Raw genomic sequence first — 22,029 nt, forward strand, 5'->3', positions numbered from 1 at the left:
AATTGATAAAAAATGTTAGATAAAAACGGAATAGCAAAACGTATTGCACAAGAGGTTCAAGATGGTTACTACGTGAATTTAGGAATTGGTATCCCGACTTTAGTTGCCAATTACGTGCGCGACGATATAGAAGTAGAATTTCAAAGTGAAAATGGTGTACTCGGTATGGGACCATTTCCTTTTGATGGCGATGAAGATGCCGATATTATAAACGCTGGAAAGCAAACTATTACAACCTTACCAGGCGCTAGTTTCTTCGATTCAGCTATGAGTTTCTCCATGATTCGTGGAAAACATGTGGATTTAACCATTTTAGGTTCTATGGAAGTTGCGGAGAATGGTGACATTGCCAACTGGAAAATTCCGGGAAAAATGGTAAAAGGTATGGGTGGCGCTATGGATTTAGTTGCCAGTGCCGAAAATATTATTGTGGCCATGATGCATACTAATAAGGCGGGTGCATCCAAATTATTAAAACGTTGTTCATTACCGTTGACAGGCGTAGGCTGCGTTAAAAAAATTGTAACCAACCTAGCAGTTATAGAAGTGACAGATAAAGGTTTTAAGCTTTTAGAACGGGCTCCTGGTGTTTCTGTTGAAGAGATTCAAAAAGCAACCGAAGGAACGCTAATCATAGAAGGTGAAATCCCTGAAATGAGCATTTAAGCAAATTCAATTTGATCTTCACAAAAAAGGCTACTTATTCAGGTAGCTTTTTTTCTTACAATTATTTTATTGTAAGAAAAACAGTTAAATTATGTTAAAACGTTAAATTTAAGTGCAGTTCATCGAAAATATATGTATTATGACAGATAATATGAGATTATATTTGATATTAGCAATCCCAAAACTAACGAATGAATTAAGTATTCTTTTTTAAGTTTTAAATTGTGATTTATCCCAAATCTATCATAATTTAATATTTTAAAAAGAGACTCAAATCTACCTAAACTTAACCAATTATGAATTTTGCCTCAAATCTACCAGAACAACCTACTCATTTTACAAATGGCATACTGATGAATGTCAAAAACACAGGTCGATTCATTAAAAGTTTAATGTATTTGACTAAAAAATTATTCATGCTATAGTCCTTTTGGAATAGCATGAATAAGTTTTTTTGTGTATGCCTTTTGTGGATTGGCATAAATTAAATCGGCATCATTCATTTCCTCAATTTGTCCTTTATTCATGACCATTAAATTGTCCGACATATACTTTACCACGGCTAAATCGTGTGAAATAAATATGTAAGTAAATCCAAAATTCTCTTTTAAATCATTCAGTAAATTCAATACTTGCGCCTGCACAGAAATGTCTAATGCTGAAACCGATTCATCACAAATTATCAATTTAGGCTCTAAAGCAATCGTTCTTGCAATACCAATTCGTTGACGCTGACCGCCTGAAAATTCGTGTGGATAGCGCGAAAAAAATGATGCATCCAAACCTACTTGCTCCAATAATTTTAACACCCGTTCCTTTCTGTCCGAATCGGATGATCCGATTCCGTGAACCTTCATGGGTTCCATAATGGCTCTTCCAACCGGAATTCGCGGATTTAATGATGCATAAGGGTCTTGAAATATGATCTGTATGTCCTTACGCAATTCTCGAATAGCAGTTTTTGGTAAGCTTGTTATATCAACACCTTTATAAATTATTTCGCCAGATGAAGCGTTATCCAGTTGTAAAATTACATTGGCTAAAGTCGATTTTCCACAACCCGATTCGCCAACTAGACCTAATGTTTCACCTTCAAATAATTTAAAACTAACCTGATTTACTGCTTTAAAAGATTCATCTTTCTTAAACCAACCAGATTTAGAGAAATAGGTTTTATTTAAATTGTTGACCGTTAATAAGGGTTGCTTGGCATATATTTTTTTATGATTTTTAACGCGATCTTCAGCAGTAACAATGGTTTTATCAATCGTATCATTCATATAATCTTTAATGGTGGCTAATCTTTTATAGCGCACATTTAAATCAGGTCTAGCATTAATTAATGCCCTGGTATACGTGTGTTTTGGATGATTAAATATTTCTTTGACGCTGCCTTGTTCTACGATATTTCCTTGGTTCATGACCAAAACTCGATTGGATATTTCAGAAATTAGCGATAAATCATGAGAAATAAATAAAATACTCATGTCTTCGGTTTGTTGCAATTCTTTAAGCAGTAGAATAATTTCTTTTTGAACAGTTACATCAAGCGCAGTAGTTGGTTCATCTGCAATTAAGACTTTTGGTTTGCACGCAATAGCCATAGCAATCATTACGCGTTGTTTTTGTCCACCAGAAATTTCGTGTGGATACGCTTTAAAAACACGTGCGCCATCTGGTAGCTTTACCTTTTCAAATAAATTTAGGGTTTCTGTTTTTGCAGCTGCTTTGGATAATTTAGTATGGTTCAATAATATTTCACGAACCTGTTCACCACAGCGCATCGATGGATTTAAGGAACTCATAGGTTCTTGGAAAATCATTGCGATTTCCTTGCCACGTATTTTTTGAAATGCCTTAGAAGAAACGTTTGTTAAATCTAGATTCTTAAAAAGAATAGAGCCTTCCGTGATTTTCGAGATATTTTTAGGAAGCAGTCCCATTAAAGCTAAAGACGAAACCGATTTTCCTGAACCCGATTCGCCAACAATTCCCAGAATTTCGTTTGGAAACAAATCATAAGAAATCCCATGTATAATTTCATTTTCAATTTGATTGTTGAAAAACGAAATTCTCAAGTTGTTTACCTGTAAGATTTTATCTGTTCGCATACGTAAAAGTAGGTCTTTTCTTCAGTACCATTGTGGTAAAACCGTAAACTGTTTTTTTATATTGTTATTCAACGAAAAACGGGATCTAATATTATCTTTTTTAAAATAATTTATTAAATTCATGAGAATTTAATAAAAATAAACCCTAAAAATCAATTAATTATCATGAAAAATCCCCTAAAATTACTAATTTTATCCTTGATGTTTGTAGGAGTTGGTTTCGCCCAAGAGCGAAATTGTGCTACTATGGATAACTTGGAACATCGAAAAAATGAAGATCCCGGTCTTGAACAAAGAATGTCTCAAATTGAGGCTTATACCCAAAATAAAGTTAAAAGTCTGGAACAGAATAAAATTACTGGTTCTATTGTTACAATTCCAGTAGTTGTGCACGTTATTTATTCTAACTCCAATGAGAATATTAGTGAAGCTCAAATTTTATCTCAAATACAAGTGCTGAATGATGATTTTAGAAGACTGAATTCAGACGCAAACAATACTTGGTCGCAAGCGGCAGACACTCAAATTCAGTTTTGTATGGCCACTGTAGATCCTAATGGTAACCCAACCAATGGGATTACTAGAAAATCAAGTTCAAAAACATCATGGGGAACCAGTGATGCTATGAAAAAATCATCACAAGGTGGTGTAAACCCTTGGAATACATCTCAATATTTAAACATGTGGGTTTGCAATATTGGTGGTGGAATTCTGGGCTATGCTCAATTTCCAGGCGGAAATGCTGCTACAGATGGTGTGGTTATGGGACCTAGTTATTTTGGAAGTAAAAATGGTGGATCTGGATTTTATTTATCTGCACCTTTTAATTTAGGAAGAACAACGACACACGAAGTTGGACATTTCTTTAACCTGCGTCATATATGGGGCGATGGTGGATGCTCGGTTGACGATTACGTTACCGATACGCCAACGTCTGGTGGTGCAAATTACGGTTGTGCTACCGGTGCTGTATCATGTGGAACTGTAGATATGGTTCAAAACTATATGGATTATAGTGACGATGGCTGTATGAATTTATTTACACAAGGACAAAAAAACAGAATGCGTGCTTCTGTACTTCCAGGAGGCTCTAGAGCTAGTTTAGGTGCTTCAACAAAATGTAATGGCGGAGGAAGTACACCTACTTGTTCAGATGGTGTTCAAAATGGAGATGAAACAGGCGTTGACTGTGGTGGATCTTCTTGTGCTCCATGTCAGACAGGTACTCAGTATTGTAACTCTAAAGGAAAGAGTGTAAGTGATGAGTATATTTCTAGAGTTCAGTTAGGTACTATAAATAAAACGTCTGGTGCACAATCGTATTCAAACTTTACAGGTACCTCAACCGATTTATCAAAAGGAAATAACTATTCATTATCGGTAACACCTACTTGGTCTGGATCTGCATATAACGAAGGTTATGCCATGTGGATTGATTATAATCAAGATGGTGATTTTACAGATCCAGGAGAACAAGTCTGGACAAAATCGGCATCTAAAACAACGCCAGTAAGTGGGAGTTTTACAGTTCCTTCATCGGCGCTTAGTGGTGAAACTAGAATGCGTGTATCCATGAAGTACAATGCTATTCCAACGTCATGTGAAACCTTTAGTTACGGTGAAGTTGAAGATTATACGGTAAATATTGTAAATGGCGGAAGTTCTGGTGGTAATACAACAGTTCAATTAACTTTAAAATTTGACAATTATCCAGAAGAAACATCATGGTCTATTCTTGATGGCAGTACTACAGTTGCTTCAGGAGGCACATATGGTTCGCAACCAGATGGTTCTACTTTGAATATTAATGTAGATTTATCTGCTGGTTGTTATTCATTGGTTGTTAAAGATGTTTATGGAGATGGTTTCTGTTGTTCATATGGAAATGGATCTTATACCTTAAAAGACGGAGGAACAACACTAGCTAGTGGTGGTTCTTTTGGTAGCTCTGAAACAACTAATTTCTGTGTTGGCGGCGCTTCAAGATCTTTTGAAAACGTAACCACGACATCTAATGATGATTTATTTAAATTATATCCTAATCCAGCAAAACAAGCAATTTCAGTATCCTTAAATGGATTAGTAGCACAAAGTTACCAGGTAAGTAATATGCTTGGACAAATAGTGTTAAAAGGTGCTTTTTCGGAGACTATTGATGTTTCTGAATTGAAAAATGGTATGTATTTAATTCAGTTAAATATTGGAGAGAAAACAAAAGTGAAGCGATTTATTAAAGAATAATGTTAGTTTAGTTAGTATCTAAAAGTCCGGAGTGAAAACTCCGGATTTTTTTATGATATTACTTTATTTTTTAAATATGAACGATCTCACTGTCATGAAGCAATTCTTCACCTCGAAGTCGCAAAAATATCTGCGCAACGGCAATGGTGTCTTTTTCGCAATAAATCATAATGCGATCTATATTCTTTTCTTCATAGAAAACGCGATAGACCTCGCTACCATCAATATCATCTTTAGGCGATGGAATACCCAATACATTGGTTAACAATTTTAAAGAGGTATAGGTTTTATAATCTCCAAACTTCCATAATTCCAACGTATCTAAATGTGGAACTTCCCATGGTTTTTTACCAAATAGGTTCAGTTTAGATGGCAATTCTATATTATGAATTATCATTCTGCGCGCTATGTAAGGGAAATCGAATTCTTTACCATTATGCGCACAAAGCAGATGTTTGTTTTCATTAAAATGCGAATTAATCAGATTTTTAAAATCTTTTAAAACAACAATTTCTTCACCGTAAAACGAAGTAACTCTAAATTTCCGGATTTCGCCTTCCATTTTAAAATATCCTACGGATATGCAGACTATTTTCCCGAATTCGGCCCAAATACCAGCACGATCGTAAAACTCTTCGGCTGTAAAATCATCCTTACGTTGGTAGTACGATTTGGCTTCCCAAAGTTGTTGCTTCGTTTCATCTAAATCTGAAAAATGCTTGTTTTCTGGTACGGTTTCAATGTCTAGAAATAGGATGTTTTCAAGATTTAGTTTTGCAATCATAGTTTAGTTGTTTTCAAGCATTTTATAAGCTTCTTCAATATAAGTTGATATATCTGGTGTAAACGTTGCTGCTTCATCACCAGGGCCTTTAGAATGACCTAGTCTAACGATTATTACGTTGTCATTTGGTTCTACAATAACATATTGTCCCAAGTGGCCGCGCATCATAAAAAACTCTTTTTCATCTATATTTTTTAACCAAAAACCGTAACCATATTCTGGACCTGTTTTAAAGCGTGGTTTAATAGATTTAGCCACAAAAGCAGAATCTAAAATTTGTTCGCCTTGCCATTTTCCATGATCTTTATAAAGTTTGCCTAAACGCGCAAAATCTTTGGCATTACTAGCTATACAACAATAGGCTTTAACCATATCGTGATCTTCACTGTCAACTTGCCAAAGCGTTTCGTTTTCAGATCCTAAAGGTTTCCAAAACGATTCAGTTAAATAATCATATAACTTTTTACCCGTGGCCTTTTCTATAACCATGGCTAGCATTTGAGTGTCACCACTAGAATATTTATAAGCTTGTCCTGGTTCTTCAACAACAGAAACGCGACTGATTACTTTATCCAAATCGTCGTGAAAATATGCACGTGTTGTAATGGATAAAGGTGAATAATAAGCTTCTTCCCAATCTGTTCCTGAAGCCATTGATGATAAATCGCCAACCGTTAATTTGTCTGCAAGTCCGCCTTTAAAATCTGGTAGAAAATCGCTAACTGGTTGATCTAAACTTTTAATATGACCTTGCATTAACGCTTTTCCTAGTAAAGCTGATACATAGCTTTTAGCCATAGAAAAAGAGTTCGCCTTGGAATTTTCATTAAAGCCACCGTAGTAATTTTCAAACCAAATACTGTCGTTTTTAATAATTACGTAAGCAATTGTACCGTTTTCTTCGTTTATTTTTTCAAGAGTCTCTGTTTCTTTTACTCTGTTATAGTCTTGATGGTTTGGCCAAGGTTGAGGTGTGCCATTTGCAATAAGTTGATTATCGAATTGCTTATAATCTTCAAGATATGCTGTAGAATAGCCTTTAAAATAAATTGTTCGGATGGCTTTTAAAAGATAATCAGTATCTGTTATGTAAAGTGTAGCAATAATAAGCGCGAATACAATAACAGCCCATTTTAAAAGGGATTTTAGGAATTTCATGTCGTTTAGTTTAGAAAATTAAATATAAGAAATTAAATTGATGCTGGAGTAGCTTATACTATCAATAAAATATGGTAGGAATTCGACTAAAACAACAATTGTTGTTTATAAGGGTTCTCATGATCCAGCAACCATTTTTTACGATGCAAACCGCCAGCATAGCCTGTTAAACTGCCATCTGATCCAATAACCCGATGGCATGGAATTACAATCCAAAGTGGGTTTTTACCATTGGCATTGGCAACGGCACGAATGGCTTTTACATCACCAATAGTTTTTGAAAGTTCCAAATAGGAAACTGTTTTGCCATAAGGAATAGTGCTTAAAGCATCCCAAACTTTTTTTTGAAAAGCTGTGCCTTCTGGATTTAGTTTTAAATCGAACTGTTTCCGGCTGCCTTCAAAATACTCATTGAGCTGATACGCGCAGTCTTGAAGACATTCTGGAATAACATCGGTTATTTTTTCTCCTTCCGCTTCGGCAGGCAAGTCAGTATTTAATATAATAATAGATGAAATACCATCTGCATCACCTATTATTTTGATGTAACCTAAAGGTGAATTAATAATGCAGATTTCTATTTCCATTAGTCCGTTGAATCTAGGTTGTCAATTATTCCAAGTCGCTTAGCGCGTGCTTCCCAACTACGTCGGGCTAAAAGTTGCAAATCTGGAGTGTCATCGCTTTCATCCATAATTTCCATTCCCAGCAGGGTTTCTATAACATCTTCCATAGTAACTAATCCACTAACCGATCCGTATTCATCTACTACCAAGGCCATGTGGTTTTTATTTTCTACAAGTTGATCAAACAACAATGGAATAGGGGTGCTTCTATTTATAATAATGATATCTCGTTTAATATCTGAAAGTAATTTAGCGCCATTTCCTAAAGCCATTTGTTTAAACACCTCGTCTTTTAGAACTAAACCGGTTATATTGTCTGTTTTAGTTGTGAAAACGGGAATTCTAGAATATTTTATATCGACATTCTTTTTAAAGAAAGCTTCAATGGTTTGGTTTTCATTTTCAATAGACATCACAGATCTGGGTGTCATCACGTCTTTGGCCAATATTTCTTTAAACGTTAACATGTTTCTAATCACTTTACTTTCCGATTTCTGAAAAACACCTTTTTCTTCAGCTAAATCCGTCATGGCTTGAAAATCTGCACGTGTTAAGATACTACCATGACCGCTATCGCCAATGAGTTTGGTGGTTAATCTTAATACCCATAAAATTCCAGTATATTTTAGTGGAAAGATTAATATATTTAGGGTGGTTGCTGTAAAACCTACCAATGATTTCCAATACGATGCACCAATAGTTTTAGGAATAATTTCAGAAATAACCAGAATAAGCAAAGTCATTATTGCCGATACAATCCCTACGGTATTAACACCAAGAACTTCAAATTTATAAGGTAATTTTTCAGCTTCAATACCAACCATCATAGCGCCTAAAGTGTGCGCAATGGTATTTAATGTAAGAATGGCAATTAATGGCTGATCGACATCATTTTTTAAGGCTTCTAATTTCAGGGCGTAGTCTTTTCCTTCTTGTTTTTTAATATTTATAAATGTTGGGGTAACGCTTAATAATACGGCTTCCAAAATGGAGCATAGAAAAGAAAAGAAAATTGAAACGGTGGCCCAAAGAAGGAGTGTACTCATTAACGTATGATTTGTTTCTTGCTAATTTACAAAATCATATGGTTTTTTTAGAATTTTATAACTTCGATTCAATCCTCACAGTCCCAACTTTTATAGATTGAGCCTGTAAGGTTTGATAAATTTCTTATTTATTCAGTAATATGGCTACATCTTTAGCGAAGTAAGATGCAATGATATCAGCCCCAGCACGTTTAATAGCCGTAATTTGCTCCATCATAACAGCATCGTGATCTAACCAACCTCTTTCTGATGCTGCTTTAAGCATCGCATATTCACCAGACACCTGATAAACAGCTACTGGTACATCGACTGCGTTTTTAATTTCTCGAACAATATCCAAATAGCATAAACCTGGTTTGATCATGACAATATCTGCGCCTTCATCGATATCCATTTCGGTTTCACGAATGGCTTCAAAGCGATTGGCTGGATCCATTTGATAGCTATTTTTGTTTTTCGGAACATCAACCATATCAACGGGAGCAGAATCTAAAGCATCACGGAAAGGGCCGTAAAATGCCGAAGCGTATTTTGCTGAATAACTTACAATTCCAGTATCGTAAAAACCTTCATCTTCAAAAGCTTCACGAATACTTATAATCCGGCCATCCATCATATCACTTGGCGCTACAAAATGAGCGCCAGCACGTGCATGAGATAGACTCATTTCTGTTAAAACATCAACGCTTGCATCATTTAAAATGATCCCATTTTCTACAATACCATCATGTCCGTACGAAGAATATGGATCCATAGCCACATCGGTCATTACCAACATGTCTGGACAGGCATTTCTAACGGTTTTAATAGCGCGTTGCATGAGGCCGTTTGGATTTATAGCCTCACTACCTTTATTGTCTTTTAAATTATCAGGTACTTTTACAAATAGTAAAACAGATTTTAAGCCCAGGCTCCAAAGTTCCTTCACTTCCTTTTCTAGTAAGTCTAAACTGTAGCGGAAGTAATTTGGCATAGAAGCAATTTCCTCCTTAACACCTTTCCCTTCAACTACAAAAAGTGGGACTAAAAAATCGTTTGTTGTAATTATGTTTTCACGAACTAATGATCGAATAGCGTCGTTTGTTCTTAATCTTCTATTTCTTTTTATTGGATACATTTTTTATTGATTTTTGGTATAACCTAAGTAATACCAGATTTCATTTTCTTTTATAAAAGCCGAATTTTCGTAAATAATATCAGGCTTACCGTTTTCATTAAAATAAGCATTAAATGTTACGGTTCCTTCCTGGTCGCTCTTTAAACCTTTAGTCGTTTTTAGTATTTCTAGTTTTATCCATACTACAGATTTTGCCCATTTTACAATAGCTTTTTCCTCTGAAATAGGTCTTGTAGAGCTATGATGGGTTTGCATTAAATAGTGACCATTAGCTAAAACAAACGCACTATATCTAGAACGCATAAGTTGTTCGGCTGTTTCTGTTTTTCCTTGGTTTAAATGAAAAACTTCACAGCAATCTTTATAGGTTTTAATATTTCCGCAATAACAATTCATTAGGACACTAGATGGTTAAAGTTGTACTACACCCAGTTTATAGGGTTTTGTAAAACTTGTATTAATTTCTCTTCGTCACTTCCTACTTCTGGGTGGTGATCATAAACCCACTGTACATGCGGCGGCAAACTCATTAATATACTTTCTATTCGACCATTTGTTTTAAGTCCGAAAAGGGTGCCTTTATCATGTACTAAATTGAATTCTACATAACGGCCACGACGAATTTCTTGCCAAGTACGTTGTGCGTCTGTATAAGGTAATTCTTTTCTTTTTTCAACGATGGGAACATAAGCTTCCAGAAAACTATCGCCAACTTCGGTTACAAAAGCATACCAGTTTTCCATACTCATATCTTCGGTTGCTTTACAGTAATCGAAAAATAAACCGCCTAAACCACGACCTTCATCACGATGTGAATTCCAGAAATACTCATCACATCTGGCTTTATATTTTGGATAGAATTCTGGATTGTGTTTATCGCAAGCTGTTTTACAAGTAGTATGGAAGTGTTTTCCATCTTCTTCAAATAAATAATACGGCGTCAAATCTTGTCCGCCACCAAACCATTGGTCTACAATATTTCCTTCTTTATCATACATTTCAAAATAACGCCAGTTTGCGTGAACTGTTGGAACCATTGGGTTTGTTGGGTGCAATACCAAGCTTAATCCGCAGGCGAAAAAATCGGCGTCTTCTACACCAAAATATTTTTGCATACTGTCAGGTAATTTTCCATGAACGCCAGAAATATTAACGCCACCTTTTTCAAAAACATTACCATTTTCTATAACGCGGGTTCTTCCACCACCGCCTTCTGGTCGGTCCCAAAGATCTTCTTGGAATTTAGATTTGCCGTCTATTTCTTCAAGTTTTGAGGTTATGGTATCTTGTAAATCTTGTATGTATTGATAGAATTTATCTTTCATAATGTAATTCGTAAAGTTCCATGTCTAGGACATCATCTTCAGTAGCATGCTCGTTTTCCAAGGTTTTTATCCAGGTAAAACCATTCCTCAAGGCAATCTGAATACTTGGTAAATTAGATTTATGGATAATTATTTGTAGAGTTTCTAGTTTTAATTCATTGAAAGCATACGCTTTTGCAGCTTTTATACTTCGGGTCATCCAGCCTTTTCCAGAATATCGCTGACCTAAACAATAGGCAAATTCACCCTGTTTTAAAACGGGATCTATATTTTTTAGAATAACTAAACCAGCCACATCACGAGAATCAATATCCTTTATTGCAAAGGTGAATTCTTCCTGATTTTTTAGCTTTTTGGTTTTTCGGCGAATGTAATTTTTAGAATCCGCTTCAGAAAGGTTTTCTGAAAGCGTTTTAGGTAAATATTGCTGAAACCGCCTTCCATTGGAAATCATTAACCTACTTAAGCTTTGCGCATCTCGTGGTTTTAGGACTTCCAATGAAAACGATTCAGTGTGTAATTTCATAATATAGTTTACTCACGATACTCTTTTACAGCATCAATGAAAGCTTTAGCATTATCTGTAGGGATATTTGGTAAAATACCGTGACCAAGGTTTACGATATATTTATCCTTTCCGAAGTCGGTAATCATTTGATGTACCATTTTTTTAATTTCCGCTGGAGGCGAGAATAAACGCGTTGGATCAAAATTACCTTGTAGTGTAATGTTTCCTCCGGTTAAATAACGTGCATTTTTAGGTGAACATGTCCAGTCGATACCCAAAGCAGATGCGCCAGATTTTGACATTTCATCCAAAGCGAACCAACAGCCTTTTCCAAAAGCAATAACTGGTGTTTCATCTTTTAAAGCATCAATTATCTGTTGCATATATTGCCATGAAAATTCTTGATAATCTACCGGTGATAACATACCACCCCAAGAATCGAAAAGCTGAACGGCATTAACGCCAGCTTTCACTTTCTGTTTTAAATACGCAATAGTTGTATCCGTAATTTTCTGAAGTAATTGGTGTGCAGCAATAGGATTTGTAAAACAAAATTCCTTGGCTTTATCAAAGTTTTTACTGCCTTGACCTTGTACACAATAACATAAAATAGTCCATGGTGAACCAGCAAAACCGATTAAAGGTACCTCGTTATTTAGTTTTTCTTTAGTTTGCTTTATGGCTTGATAAACATAATCTAATTCCACTGTAACATCCGGTACAATTACATTATCCACATCTTTTTGTGTGCGAATAGGATTTGGTAAATACGGTCCGAAATTAGGTTTCATTTGAACCTCAATATTCATGGCCTGTGGAATAACTAAAATATCGCTAAATAGAATAGCCGCATCCATTCCGTAACGACGAATAGGTTGCACGGTAATTTCACTAGCTAAATCTGGTGTTCTACAACGTGTAAAGAAATCATATTTCTCTTTGATTTCCATGAATTCAGGTAAATAACGACCAGCTTGACGCATCATCCAAACTGGAGGACGGTCTACGGTTTCACCTTTTAATGCTCTTAAAAATAAATCGTTCTTGATGCTCATATTGTATAGGTATTCCTAATATTGAAGGAATTTGTTTAATTTAACTTCTCTTTAGAATGATCGATTGGCCTGTTTTTTAGCCTTTACAGATAGAATTCATTCACCAATTCTACCACACTTTCTACCGTTGGTACTTTAGCGATGCGGACATCTGTAAAATACTTTTTAGCTTCGTCTGCAGTTGTGGTTCCAATACAAAATGCCACACCTTTAGCTTCGTTTTTCTGAATGTATGCTTCTACCGTGGATGGACTGTAAAACATAACGCCTTCAACAGAATCATCTATTTTTTTACCATCATATTTAGTTTGGTAAGCTTCCACTTCGTGAACTTTAATATTGTTTTCACCTAAAACGGTAGGAATAGTATCTAAATGGAGGCTGCTACAGAAATAAGTAACCTCGGTACCATCCATAAATTCTACTAAATGTTCCGCTAAATCTTGGGCGTAGTTCGTTGAGTGTTTTACAGGTCCAATGCGTTTTTCAATCATACGCTTGGTACGGCGACCAACGCAGTAAATATTTTTAAACTGTAACTCGGCAGCCGAATAATTGGTGGTTAAAGATTCAACCCCATTCTTACTCGTTATGATGACGTTTTCAATCTCGTTTTTTAAAATACTAGGATGAATACGATTTATACTAATTTTGGCAAAATCACTACTATCAGAAACCACTTCATTATGAAATAACTGTTTCTGATCGTCCGTCATTCGTTTAGTAGAATAGATATTTATTTTTTTATCCGCACGTTTAATATCCGCCATTAGGCGTTTTCCGCCACGTTCAATAACATAATCAGCACAAAACTGGGCTAAATTGTGATGTTCCCCTAACTTTTCGTTTCTGGTAACTTCAATTTTTTTACTTCCATCGGCACTTAATAAAATGCCTGTAAAGTTTATTTCTTCATCTTTTATAAATGCTAATGCCCCAATAGGCGCGGAGCATCCACCTTCTAAAAGGTTTAAAAACTTACGTTCTATGGTTGTGCAAATTTCTGTTTCCTCGTGATTTATTTCTGCACAAATAGCACGGATTTCTTCATCTTCCTCTAAAGCAGTTACCATAATGGTACCTTGAGCAGGTGCCGGAACCATCCAGTTTAAGTTTATAGCCTCTTCGGGTCTTTTGTCAATACGACCAAGGCCAGCAGCTGCAAAAATAGCGGCGTTCCAATGTTCGCTATCTTCAAGTTTTTGTAAACGTAAATTTACATTACCACGAATATCTTCAACAGTATGTGTTGGGAAGCGGTTTAACCACTGTGCACGGCGTCGCAAACTTCCTGTAGCAATTACTGCATGTTTTTGTGATAGAAATTCTTCGTTATCTTTAAAAACTAAAGTGTCTCTAACATTCCCTCTTTTTATTACGGCAGCTTGAACTATTCCTGCTGGTAACATGGTTGGTACATCTTTAAAAGAATGTACAGCAATATCGATATCATGATTTAACATAGAAATATCGAGTGTTTTTGTAAAAACACCAACAATGCCAAGCTCGTAAATGGGTTTGTTTAAAACTAAATCGCCTGTAGATTTTACAGGCACAATTACAGTTTTGTGTCCAAGACTTTCTAATTGACTTTGGACGGTTTTGGCTTGCCATAGTGCTAATTCACTATCGCGCGTGCCAATTCGTATTATTTTAGACATGTTTTATGGTTTCTTCTAATTGAAAGACCTTTTTTATAAGTTCCAGACTTTCATCGGTAGTAAGCGCATCATCCTTTAAGTGATGAGCGAAATAATTAGTTATTTTTTGAATAATATTATTGCTGATAATTTCAGCTTGCGATTCGTTGAAATCGACTATCTTTTTTCTTTGGGTATCTAATTCTGCATTTTTAAAATCGTGTAACTTCAGTTTTAATGCTTTTATGGTTGGCGCAAATTTACGTGTTTCTAACCAAACGTTGAATTCTGTATTTACTTCTTCAATAATAGTTTCAGCAAGTGGAATGTCCAGACGTCTATTTTCAATAGTTGCATCGGTCATTTCGGCTAATTGATCCATGTGAATAAGTGATACCTGATCTAAATCCGTTACGTTTTGATTCACGTTTTTTGGAATCGATAAATCTAGAATCAATAACGGTTTTTTATTTTGAATAATGTTTTTATCAACCGTAGGCATTTGAGCACCTGTTGCAACAATTAATACATCTGTTGCACTAATTTCTTCCTGTAAGTTCGCATAATCTTTTACAACTAAATTGAATTTTCCAGCAATACGTTCGGCTTTATCTTTCGTTCTATTAATTAACGTAATATGGGAATTCTTGGAATGTTTCACCAAGTTTTCACACGTATTTCTACCTATTTTTCCCGTTCCAAACAATAGAATGTTTTTAGATGAAATATCTGGAACTGTGTTTAAAATATATTGCACAGATGCAAATGAAACCGAAGTGGCTCCAGATGAAATATTTGTTTCTGTTTTAATGCGTTTACTCGCTTGAATAACGGAGTTTACTAAACGCTCTATAAAAGTGTTAACCATACCAACTTTTTTAGAAGCGATGGCTGCATTTTTTAATTGACCTATAATTTCAAAGTCACCTAAAATCTGACTATCTAATCCAGAACCTACACGAAACATATGTGCAATAGCTTCGCGGTTTTTATGAATATAAGCTACTTTTTGAAATTCTTCTACGGTGCCTTGAGTATTATCACATAATAATTGAATTAATTGGTAGGGATGTTCAGCAAATCCGTAAATTTCCGTTCGGTTACAAGTAGATGTAACTATCAAGCTTTCTATACCGGTTGCTTTGGCTTGCTCTAATAGCGCTTGCTTTCCAGTATCACCGAGACTAAAGTGACCACGTACCTCGGCATCAGCTTTTTTATAGCTTAAACCAATAGCGTAGAAGTAGGTCCCTTTAGAAATGTGGTATTTCTCCATAGTCGTTTTCAAAATTCCTAACAAATGTAGATGGGTAAAGTTGAATAAAGTAACGCTCAAAGAACTAATAGTGTCGTTAAGGGTTTTTTAACGTTATTTTTTATTTTTTTATGATAAATGTCATACTTTTGTAGGCGTACCAACGACTTTGAATCTATTAGTTTAGAATGAATCTAAATAAAAACCAAAATATACAGATGGCAGAACCTATTAAAAATGTCGCTCAAAGAACTTTTAAAGAAACAACCGTTGATGAGGGTTTTATGATTTTAACCTATCAAAATGAAACCAAATTAGCAGAAATGGTGGAGCGTGATGTGGATAGTAGTTTTATTCAGTTTCACTTTTGCGTCAAAGGATCTAGCGTTTTTATGTTCAATAATGGTGGTTATTCTTTAAATATTAAGGAGGAAACCGCTTTGTTATTATATAATCCGCAGCGTGATTTACCTATTCACATGAAGGTGCAACCAAAATCATGGCTGGTGTCAATTATTTTTTCTATTCAGAATTTTCATGGATTGTTTTCACAAGAAGCCAATTATATTACATTTTTAAGTGGCGATAATAAAGACAAAAAGTACTATAAAGATAGCGCCATTTCACCATCTATGGCAATTGTTTTAAATCAGCTTATTAATTACAATTTAAATTCATCGGTTAAAAGTTTGTATTTTAAAGCAAAGGCTTATGAGTTGTTGAGTTTATATTTCAATAGAAGTGAAGACGCCAATATTGAACAATGTCCATTTTTAGCAGATGAGACTAATGTACTTAAAATAAAGAAGGCAAAAGATATTATTATAGCCCGCATGTTTGAACCGCCAACGCTTCAAGAGCTTGCCGATGAAATTGAATTAAGTTTAAAGAAATTGAAAGAAGGTTTTAAAGAAATTTATGGCGATACCGTGTTTAGTTTCCTGTTTGATTACAAAATGGAAGTCGCCAGGAAACTGTTAGAAAAAGGGGATAATAATGTAAATGAAGTCGGCATGAAAGTCGGTTACAGTACGTCCAGTCATTTTATTGCTGCGTTTAAAAAGAAATATGGCATAACACCAAAAAAATACATAATGTCCGTATCTTCGTAGTCTCAAATTTTATAACAGTCAAAAGCTGTAAACATCAAATAAATTTTTAATGAAAAAAGGCGTTTTACTCGTTAATTTAGGTTCACCAGAAAGCCCGGAACCTAAAGATGTGAAAAAATATTTAGGGGAGTTTTTAATGGATGAGCGTGTAATAGATGTTCCACTTTGGGCACGTACTTTAATCGTGAAAGGTATTGTTCTAAATACGCGTCCAAAAGCATCGGCAGCTGCTTATAAAAAAATATGGTGGGAAGAGGGTTCCCCATTAATAGTTCTTTCGGAACAGCTACAGGATAAAGTTCAGGAAAACGTCGATTTTCCAGTTGCTTTAGCCATGCGTTATGGTTCTATGAGTATCAAAAAAGGGCTACAAGAATTAGTGGATAAAGGAGTGGATGAAATTTTTCTTGTTCCGCTTTACCCACAATTTGCAATGGCAACTACCGAAACTATTTTAGTGTTAGCGGAGGAGCTTCGTACAGAGTTTTTCCCAAATGTAACCATAGATAGTTTACCTGCTTTTTATAATAATCCAGAATATATTGGGGTGCTTTCTGATAGTATTGCCAGACATCTTGAAGGTAAAACTTACGAGCATTTGCTATTCTCTTATCATGGTGTTCCAGAGCGTCATATTAGAAAGAGAGATATTACTAAATCTCATTGTACAATTGATGGAAGTTGTTGTGCAACACCATCACCAGCACATGAATTTTGCTACAGACATCAATGTTTGGAGGTCACGCGTTTAGTGGCTGAGAAATTAGGGTTTGAAGACGGTACTTACTCTTCAAGTTTCCAATCGCGTTTAGGTTTCGATCAATGGTTATTGCCATATACGGATAGAACCATCGAGCGTTTAGGAAAAGAAGGCGTTAAAAGTATGGCTATTGTTACGCCAGCTTTTGTGAGCGATTGTCTAGAAACATTAGAAGAAATTGCTATGGAAGGCGAAGAGATTTTTCAGGAAATGGGTGGGCAAGGTTATACTACCATTCCCTGTTTAAATACTGATGCGCCATGGGTAAATTTATTATCGAAATGGATAAATAATTGGGCAACTTCTGAAACCGTTAGCGCATAATGTCTAAAGTGTCGTCTGTAGAGTTAGGTACAAAGCCCATTGGGAAATTGCTTGTTAAGCAAGCTGTACCTGCATCTATAGGTATTTTGGTAATGTCGCTAAATATATTAGTCGACACTATTTTTGTAGGAAACTGGATTGGCTCAACGGCCATTGCAGCTATTAATGTGGTATTACCTGTTTCCTTTTTTATTGCCGCTTTAGGTATGAGTATTGGTATTGGCGGATCGTCCATTATTTCTCGTGCTTTAGGTGCTAATAATGAGGTAAAAGCTTTAAAAGTTTTCGGGAATCAAATTACGCTAACCGTATTGTTAACGGTTGTCATGGTGATTTTCGGACTTGTTTATGCCAACGATATTATCCCAGCTTTTGGCGGTCAAGGAGCTATTTTTGAACCTGCCAAAACCTACTATAAAATTGTATTATACGGCGTTCCTGTTTTAGCTTTAGGCATGATGGGAAATACTGTAATTCGTGCTGAAGGCAAACCGAAATTTGCCATGTATGCTATGATGATACCATCTGTGGCGAATTTAATTTTGGATTATGTATTTATAATTGTTTTAGATTACGGTATGGCAGGTGCCGCTTGGGCAACAACGGGCTCATATCTCTTCTTGTTTCTTTTTATTATTTGGTTTTTTCTTTCTAAACACTCCGAATTAAAATTAGATTTATCGCATTTAGGATTAAATAGACGTATTGTTTCCGAAATCAGCTCATTAGGTTTTGTAACATTAGCAAGGCAAGCTGTTGTAAGTGTTACCTACTTATTTATGAATAATATTTTATTCGATTTAGGTGGCGAAACATCGGTTACGGCTTACGCAATTGTGGGCAGAATGTTAATGTTTGCCTTATTTCCTGTTTTTGGTGTTACCCAAGGGTTTTTACCTATTGCTGGTTATAATTATGGGGCTCAAAATTATGATCGCGTTAAAGAAACCATTTATACGGCTATTAAATATGCGGCAGGTTTAGCCACTCTAGTTTTTATTTTACTGATGGTTTTTCCAGAATCTATTACGCGACTATTTACATCAGATCCAGAAGTGCTGAAGCAAACACCAAGTGCTATGCGTTGGGTTTTTGCCGCCACGCCTATAATTGCACTGCAATTAATTGGTGCGGCCTATTTTCAAGCCGTTGGTAAGGCAACGCCGGCGTTATTATTAACCTTAACGCGACAAGGATTTTTCTTTATTCCGCTAATACTTATTCTACCACATTTTTATGGTGAAATTGGTGTATGGGTCTCATTTCCTATCGCCGATGTTTTATCGACTATTGTAACTGGGTATTTTTTAAGAAGAGAAATAAAAAAGAATCTTTTGCCGCCTATAACTGAAAATAACTCGTAATTTTAATCGCGTGGAATATTACAATTACATAAAATCGCTTCATCTTATATTTGTCATCACTTGGTTTGCGGGTTTATTCTATATTCCCAGACTCTTTGTGTATCAAATTGAAGCTTTTCATAAACCGTCTCCTGATAAAGAAATTTTAGGCGAACAATTAAAACTGATGGCCAAACGCCTTTGGAACATCATTACCTGGCCATCGGCAATTTTAGCAACCGTTTTTGCTGTTTGGTTGCTTATTCTACAACCCTTATGGTTGGAGCAACCGTGGATGCATGTCAAGTTACTCTTTGTTGTATTGCTGATTATATACCAATTAAAAACACATCAGTTTTATAAGCAACTTCAAAAAGATGATGTTCGGAAAACTTCTAATTTTATGCGACTTTGGAATGAAGGCGCCACTTTCATCTTATTTGCTGTGGTGTTTTTAGTGATTCTAAAAAGTGCTATAAATTGGGTTTTTGGTGTCATAGGTATTTTTGTTCTTGGCATTTTACTAATGTTAGGATTTAAAATCTATAAAAACATTAGAAGTAAAAACCCTAATGCTTAAGTTAATTGGCTTGATTCTTGCTATATTGAGAGCACGATCCTTTATGCATGAAATTATCTAGATTTTCTTTACGGTTACGCATCTTTTTTGCCATGATTTTATTGGTATTGCTGGCGTCTATCTTGATTGCAGCTGTTACTATCTTCCAATATAATGAAGAAGCAAAAGCCTACCACAACGAACGTCTAGATCGTAAGGAGGAAAATATTCGATCCAGTATTGATTACACCATTAAGGAAACTACTTATCCCGTTACTTCAGAAAAGATTCCACTTATTTTTAAAGTGAAGATTTATGAAATAGCAGCTATTCATAACATGGAAATTAGCCTTTATGATTTGGAGGGTGGATTACTACGATCCTCTGAGACAGGTTTTCAGGTAGATTCCCTTTCACAATGTTTAGATGCTTCTATCTTAAATACTATTTCACATTCTTTAGATCGTAGATATGTCCATAAATCAGTTCAAAATGGCGAAAATTACTTGTCATCTTACTCCATAATTACAGATAAGCGCTTCAAGCCTTTGGCAATATTGAATTTGCACTATTTAGAAAATGATGATTTTTTAAATATAGAGCTTCGTAACTTTTTAGTACGATTAGGTTATGCTTATTTTATTATGTTAATTATAGCTATAGGCCTCGCTTATTTACTTTCGAAGTATATAACCAAATCTATTAAAAAGATTAGTGATAAAATGAATGAAACGCGTTTTGTAACGCACAATAAGAAAATTGATATTGGATCAACCAGCGAAGAGATTGCCATTTTGGTAAACTCTTACAACAGTATGATTGATGAACTGGAGGCTAGTGCGGTTAAACTCGCCACCAGCGAGCGAGAGCAGGCATGGCGCGAAATGGCAAAACAAGTAGCACATGAAATTAAAAATCCATTAACGCCTATGCGATTAAGTGTACAGAGTTTTCAACGGAAATTTGATCCGCAAGACCCTAATATTCTTCTAAAAGTGGATGAATATAGCGAAACCTTAATCCAGCAAATTGATACTATGAGTTCTATTGCCTCGGCATTTTCAAACTTTGCCGAAATGCCCGCGCAGCAAAATGAAATGTTGAATGTCGTGTCAATTGTTAAGTTAGCTCTAGATATTTTTAATGAAGATTATATTGTTTTTGTAGCCGAAAAGAAAGAAGTGATTGCCAAATTTGATAGAACTCAATTAATTCGAGTGGTTACTAATTTAGTTAAAAATGGTATTCAAGCTATACCAGACGATGGTTCAAGAACCCCGAAAATTGTTGTTGAGGTCCGGGATGATAACAATTATGTAAGTATTATTGTTACCGATAATGGTAAAGGTATTTCGGAAGAAAACAAAGTTAAAATATTCGAACCAAAATTTACAACCAAGTCTAGTGGAATGGGTCTAGGATTAGGAATGGTTAAGAATATTGTGGAAACCTACACTGGAAATATTACCTTTACATCACAACTCAATGAAGGAACAACCTTTACCGTGGCGATTCCTAAAAAATAAAAAATAAAAAATTATAAATTTGAAATGCTCTGAAAATTTTTCAGAAGCTTCTTAAAAATTAATAGATATGTCATATAATAATATTCTTTCAGAAACGCGAAATGGTTTAACAACGATAACCATTAACAGACCTAAAAAACTGAATGCGTTAAACAAGGAAACTATTCAAGAATTGCATGAGGCTTTTAAAGAAGCCGATAACGACTCGGATACTAAAGTTATTATTGTAACTGGAAGCGGTGAAAAAGCTTTTGTTGCTGGTGCTGATATTAGTGAATTTGCTGATTTTGATGAATATAATGGTAGTAAATTGGCAGCTCAAGGTCAGGAACTGCTTTTCGATTACGTTGAAAATTTAGATACACCCGTAATTGCTGCCGTAAATGGATTTGCGCTTGGCGGCGGACTGGAATTAGCTATGGCTTGTCATTTTAGAATTGCGAGTATTAATGCTAAAATGGGATTGCCTGAAGTTTCTTTGGGCGTTATTCCCGGTTATGGTGGTACGCAACGTTTGCCACAATTAGTAGGAAAAGGTCGCGCTATGGAAATGGTCATGACTGCTGGTATGATTGATTCTAATCAAGCTTTAGAATATGGTTTAGTAAATCATGTAACCACGGAAGAAGACTTAATACCTCTTGCTGAAAAAATAGCGGGTAAAATTATGCGTAATTCATCGGTTGCTATCAAAGGCGCTATCCGCGCAATAAACGCGAATTATAGAGATGGAATTCACGGTTATGACGTAGAAATAGAAGAATTTGGAAAGTGCTTTGGAACTGATGATTTTAAAGAAGGAACAACTGCATTTTTAGAAAAACGTAAAGCTGATTTCCCTGGGAAATAGTGTAAAAAAATAATTCTAAAAAA

Annotated in this window: 20 protein-coding genes; 8 read left to right on the plus strand and 12 right to left on the minus strand. The window is 35.3% G+C overall.

What is annotated here, in order from left to right; translation table 11 throughout:
* Window positions 1-12 precede the first annotated feature (12 nt).
* Window positions 13-666, plus strand: coding sequence for a CoA transferase subunit B (locus tag BZARG_RS10300; protein ID WP_008638091.1), 654 nt, complete (start codon window positions 13-15; stop codon window positions 664-666).
* 419 nt (window positions 667-1,085) lie between these two features.
* On the opposite strand, the gene BZARG_RS10305 is transcribed toward BZARG_RS10300, so the two are convergent.
* The gene (locus BZARG_RS10305) at window positions 1,086-2,777 is read right to left on the minus strand and encodes an ABC transporter ATP-binding protein (RefSeq protein WP_008638009.1); all 1,692 of its coding nucleotides are present in this window, start codon (window positions 2,775-2,777) and stop codon (window positions 1,086-1,088) included.
* Between the two features lie 165 nt (window positions 2,778-2,942).
* Between BZARG_RS10305 and BZARG_RS16045 the strand changes: the two genes are divergently transcribed.
* Window positions 2,943-5,018 carry a GEVED domain-containing protein gene (locus BZARG_RS16045; protein WP_237702592.1) on the plus strand — a complete coding sequence of 692 codons (2,076 nt, stop codon included), beginning with the start codon at window positions 2,943-2,945 and terminating at the stop codon, window positions 5,016-5,018.
* Between the two features lie 70 nt (window positions 5,019-5,088).
* Here BZARG_RS16045 and BZARG_RS10315 read toward each other — a convergent pair whose 3' ends face one another.
* The 11 genes from BZARG_RS10315 to hemA all read right to left on the minus strand — a co-directional run bounded on the left by BZARG_RS10315 (window position 5,089) and on the right by hemA (window position 15,553).
* Window positions 5,089-5,802: a 3'-5' exonuclease gene (locus BZARG_RS10315; RefSeq protein WP_008637959.1), complete on the minus strand. Its 714-nt coding sequence runs from the start codon at window positions 5,800-5,802 to the stop codon at window positions 5,089-5,091.
* Window positions 5,803-5,805: 3 nt separating this feature from the next.
* A complete protein-coding gene (locus BZARG_RS10320) occupies window positions 5,806-6,960 on the minus strand; it encodes a serine hydrolase domain-containing protein (protein ID WP_008637948.1) in 1,155 nt (384 codons plus the stop codon).
* An 86-nt stretch (window positions 6,961-7,046) separates the two neighbouring features.
* Window positions 7,047-7,547: a methylated-DNA--[protein]-cysteine S-methyltransferase gene (locus tag BZARG_RS10325; RefSeq protein WP_008637905.1), complete on the minus strand. Its 501-nt coding sequence runs from the start codon at window positions 7,545-7,547 to the stop codon at window positions 7,047-7,049.
* The gene (locus BZARG_RS10330) at window positions 7,547-8,632 is read right to left on the minus strand and encodes a CNNM domain-containing protein (RefSeq protein WP_008638123.1); all 1,086 of its coding nucleotides are present in this window, start codon (window positions 8,630-8,632) and stop codon (window positions 7,547-7,549) included. Before BZARG_RS10330 ends, BZARG_RS10325 begins: the two co-directional genes overlap by 1 nt.
* A gap of 124 nt (window positions 8,633-8,756) precedes the next feature.
* A complete protein-coding gene (hemB, locus tag BZARG_RS10335; RefSeq protein WP_008638097.1) occupies window positions 8,757-9,749 on the minus strand; it encodes a porphobilinogen synthase in 993 nt (330 codons plus the stop codon).
* A 3-nt stretch (window positions 9,750-9,752) separates the two neighbouring features.
* Complete coding sequence (locus BZARG_RS10340) at window positions 9,753-10,145, minus strand: YchJ family protein (RefSeq protein WP_008637944.1); 393 nt, start codon at window positions 10,143-10,145, stop codon at window positions 9,753-9,755.
* 26 nt (window positions 10,146-10,171) lie between these two features.
* Window positions 10,172-11,074 carry an oxygen-dependent coproporphyrinogen oxidase gene (gene hemF / locus BZARG_RS10345; protein ID WP_008637997.1) on the minus strand — a complete coding sequence of 301 codons (903 nt, stop codon included), beginning with the start codon at window positions 11,072-11,074 and terminating at the stop codon, window positions 10,172-10,174.
* Window positions 11,064-11,600: a GNAT family N-acetyltransferase gene (locus tag BZARG_RS10350; protein WP_008638077.1), complete on the minus strand. Its 537-nt coding sequence runs from the start codon at window positions 11,598-11,600 to the stop codon at window positions 11,064-11,066. Before BZARG_RS10350 ends, hemF begins: the two co-directional genes overlap by 11 nt.
* 8 nt (window positions 11,601-11,608) lie before the next feature.
* Window positions 11,609-12,637, minus strand: a complete 1,029-nt coding sequence (hemE, locus tag BZARG_RS10355; protein ID WP_008637982.1) for a uroporphyrinogen decarboxylase — start codon at window positions 12,635-12,637, stop codon at window positions 11,609-11,611.
* Window positions 12,638-12,720: 83 nt separating this feature from the next.
* A complete protein-coding gene (gene hemC, locus BZARG_RS10360; protein WP_008638043.1) occupies window positions 12,721-14,298 on the minus strand; it encodes a hydroxymethylbilane synthase in 1,578 nt (525 codons plus the stop codon).
* Window positions 14,291-15,553, minus strand: a complete 1,263-nt coding sequence (gene hemA / locus BZARG_RS10365) for a glutamyl-tRNA reductase (protein ID WP_008638128.1) — start codon at window positions 15,551-15,553, stop codon at window positions 14,291-14,293. Before hemA ends, hemC begins: the two co-directional genes overlap by 8 nt.
* A gap of 197 nt (window positions 15,554-15,750) precedes the next feature.
* Here hemA and BZARG_RS10370 point away from each other — a divergent pair, with 197 nt between their 5' ends.
* The 6 genes from BZARG_RS10370 to BZARG_RS10395 all read left to right on the plus strand — a co-directional run bounded on the left by BZARG_RS10370 (window position 15,751) and on the right by BZARG_RS10395 (window position 22,006).
* On the plus strand, window positions 15,751-16,644 hold the full coding sequence (locus BZARG_RS10370) for a helix-turn-helix transcriptional regulator (protein ID WP_008638034.1): 894 nt from the start codon (window positions 15,751-15,753) through the stop codon (window positions 16,642-16,644).
* A 49-nt stretch (window positions 16,645-16,693) separates the two neighbouring features.
* Window positions 16,694-17,728 carry a ferrochelatase gene (gene hemH / locus BZARG_RS10375; protein WP_008637923.1) on the plus strand — a complete coding sequence of 345 codons (1,035 nt, stop codon included), beginning with the start codon at window positions 16,694-16,696 and terminating at the stop codon, window positions 17,726-17,728.
* Window positions 17,728-19,092, plus strand: a complete 1,365-nt coding sequence (locus BZARG_RS10380) for an MATE family efflux transporter (protein ID WP_008637980.1) — start codon at window positions 17,728-17,730, stop codon at window positions 19,090-19,092. Before hemH ends, BZARG_RS10380 begins: the two co-directional genes overlap by 1 nt.
* Before the next feature lie 10 nt (window positions 19,093-19,102).
* Window positions 19,103-19,651, plus strand: coding sequence for a CopD family protein (locus BZARG_RS10385; RefSeq protein ID WP_040288474.1), 549 nt, complete (start codon window positions 19,103-19,105; stop codon window positions 19,649-19,651).
* A 47-nt stretch (window positions 19,652-19,698) separates the two neighbouring features.
* Complete coding sequence (locus BZARG_RS10390; RefSeq protein ID WP_123766921.1) at window positions 19,699-21,156, plus strand: sensor histidine kinase; 1,458 nt, start codon at window positions 19,699-19,701, stop codon at window positions 21,154-21,156.
* 67 nt (window positions 21,157-21,223) lie between these two features.
* Window positions 21,224-22,006, plus strand: coding sequence for an enoyl-CoA hydratase/isomerase family protein (locus BZARG_RS10395; protein ID WP_008637954.1), 783 nt, complete (start codon window positions 21,224-21,226; stop codon window positions 22,004-22,006).
* Window positions 22,007-22,029: the final 23 nt, after the last annotated feature.

Origin of the sequence: Bizionia argentinensis JUB59, from assembly GCF_000224335.1 — a bacterium.
Taxonomy (GTDB): domain Bacteria; phylum Bacteroidota; class Bacteroidia; order Flavobacteriales; family Flavobacteriaceae; genus Algorimicrobium; species Algorimicrobium argentinense.